At 52.2% G+C, this 2,500-nt stretch carries 2 rRNA genes (1 of these 2 cut by a window edge); both read left to right on the top strand.

The window, feature by feature from the left end:
• A 23S ribosomal RNA gene (locus ACZ0AZ_RS00010) occupies positions 1 to 2,169 on the top strand (it extends 725 nt beyond the left edge of the window).
• A gap of 153 nt (positions 2,170 to 2,322) precedes the next feature.
• Positions 2,323 to 2,438, top strand: a 5S ribosomal RNA gene (gene rrf / locus ACZ0AZ_RS00005).
• Positions 2,439 to 2,500: the final 62 nt, after the last annotated feature.

The following is a 2,500-nucleotide window of genomic DNA, read 5'->3' as shown; positions in this document are numbered from 1 at the left end:
ACCGACTACCGTTGAAAAGTTAGCGGATGACCTGTGGATCGGAGTGAAAGGCTAATCAAGCTCGGAGATAGCTGGTTCTCCTCGAAAGCTATTTAGGTAGCGCCTCATGTATCACTGTAGGGGGTAGAGCACTGTTTCGGCTAGGGGGTCATCCCGACTTACCAAACCGATGCAAACTCCGAATACCTACAAGTGCCGAGCATGGGAGACACACGGCGGGTGCTAACGTCCGTCGTGAAAAGGGAAACAACCCAGACCGTCAGCTAAGGTCCCAAAGTTATGGTTAAGTGGGAAACGATGTGGGAAGGCTTAGACAGCTAGGAGGTTGGCTTAGAAGCAGCCACCCTTTAAAGAAAGCGTAATAGCTCACTAGTCGAGTCGGCCTGCGCGGAAGATGTAACGGGGCTCAAACCATACACCGAAGCTACGGGTATCACCTTCGGGTGATGCGGTAGAGGAGCGTTCTGTAAGCCTGTGAAGGTGAGTTGAGAAGCTTGCTGGAGGTATCAGAAGTGCGAATGCTGACATGAGTAACGACAATGGGTGTGAAAAACACCCACGCCGAAAGACCAAGGTTTCCTGCGCAACGTTAATCGACGCAGGGTTAGTCGGTCCCTAAGGCGAGGCTGAAAAGCGTAGTCGATGGAAAACAGGTTAATATTCCTGTACTTCTGGTTATTGCGATGGAGGGACGGAGAAGGCTAGGCCAGCTTGGCGTTGGTTGTCCAAGTTTAAGGTGGTAGGCTGAGATCTTAGGTAAATCCGGGATCTCAAGGCCGAGAGCTGATGACGAGTTACCCTTTGGGTGACGAAGTGGTTGATGCCATGCTTCCAAGAAAAGCTTCTAAGCTTCAGGTAACCAGGAACCGTACCCCAAACCGACACAGGTGGTTGGGTAGAGAATACCAAGGCGCTTGAGAGAACTCGGGTGAAGGAACTAGGCAAAATGGCACCGTAACTTCGGGAGAAGGTGCGCCGGTGAGGGTGAAGGACTTGCTCCGTAAGCTCATGCCGGTCGAAGATACCAGGCCGCTGCGACTGTTTATTAAAAACACAGCACTCTGCAAACACGAAAGTGGACGTATAGGGTGTGACGCCTGCCCGGTGCCGGAAGGTTAATTGATGGGGTTAGCTAACGCGAAGCTCTTGATCGAAGCCCCGGTAAACGGCGGCCGTAACTATAACGGTCCTAAGGTAGCGAAATTCCTTGTCGGGTAAGTTCCGACCTGCACGAATGGCGTAACGATGGCGGCGCTGTCTCCACCCGAGACTCAGTGAAATTGAAATCGCTGTGAAGATGCAGTGTATCCGCGGCTAGACGGAAAGACCCCGTGAACCTTTACTATAGCTTTGCACTGGACTTTGAATTTGCTTGTGTAGGATAGGTGGGAGGCTTTGAAGCGTGGACGCCAGTTCGCGTGGAGCCATCCTTGAAATACCACCCTGGCAACTTTGAGGTTCTAACTCAGGTCCGTTATCCGGATCGAGGACAGTGTATGGTGGGTAGTTTGACTGGGGCGGTCTCCTCCTAAAGAGTAACGGAGGAGTACGAAGGTGCGCTCAGACCGGTCGGAAATCGGTCGTAGAGTATAAAGGCAAAAGCGCGCTTGACTGCGAGACAGACACGTCGAGCAGGTACGAAAGTAGGTCTTAGTGATCCGGTGGTTCTGTATGGAAGGGCCATCGCTCAACGGATAAAAGGTACTCCGGGGATAACAGGCTGATACCGCCCAAGAGTTCATATCGACGGCGGTGTTTGGCACCTCGATGTCGGCTCATCACATCCTGGGGCTGAAGCCGGTCCCAAGGGTATGGCTGTTCGCCATTTAAAGTGGTACGCGAGCTGGGTTTAGAACGTCGTGAGACAGTTCGGTCCCTATCTGCCGTGGACGTTTGAGATTTGAGAGGGGCTGCTCCTAGTACGAGAGGACCGGAGTGGACGAACCTCTGGTGTTCCGGTTGTCACGCCAGTGGCATTGCCGGGTAGCTATGTTCGGGAAAGATAACCGCTGAAAGCATCTAAGCGGGAAACTTGCCTCAAGATGAGATCTCACTGGAACCTTGAGTTCCCTGAAGGGCCGTCGAAGACTACGACGTTGATAGGTTGGGTGTGTAAGCGCTGTGAGGCGTTGAGCTAACCAATACTAATTGCCCGTGAGGCTTGACCATATAACACCCAAGCAATTTGCTGACCTGAGAAGGCGCCAGATTGCGGTGTGTGAAGACGAAACGAACCGAAAGTTCGAAACGCACAAACACCAGCTGTCACATACCCAATTTGCTGAAGCGAGACCATCTGGTCACGAGTCAGTACCCGAATTTCTTGACGACCATAGAGCGTTGGAACCACCTGATCCCATCCCGAACTCAGCAGTGAAACGATGCATCGCCGATGGTAGTGTGGGGTTTCCCCATGTGAGAGTAGGTCATCGTCAAGATTAAATTCCGAAACCCCAATTGCGAAAGCAGTTGGGGTTTTGTTTTGCCTGCGAGAAAGTTT

It is taken from the genome of Pseudomonas sp. AC239, from assembly GCF_979258545.1.
Note: the sequence above shows the minus strand (reverse complement) of the source record. Positions and strands in the feature narration are given on the sequence as shown.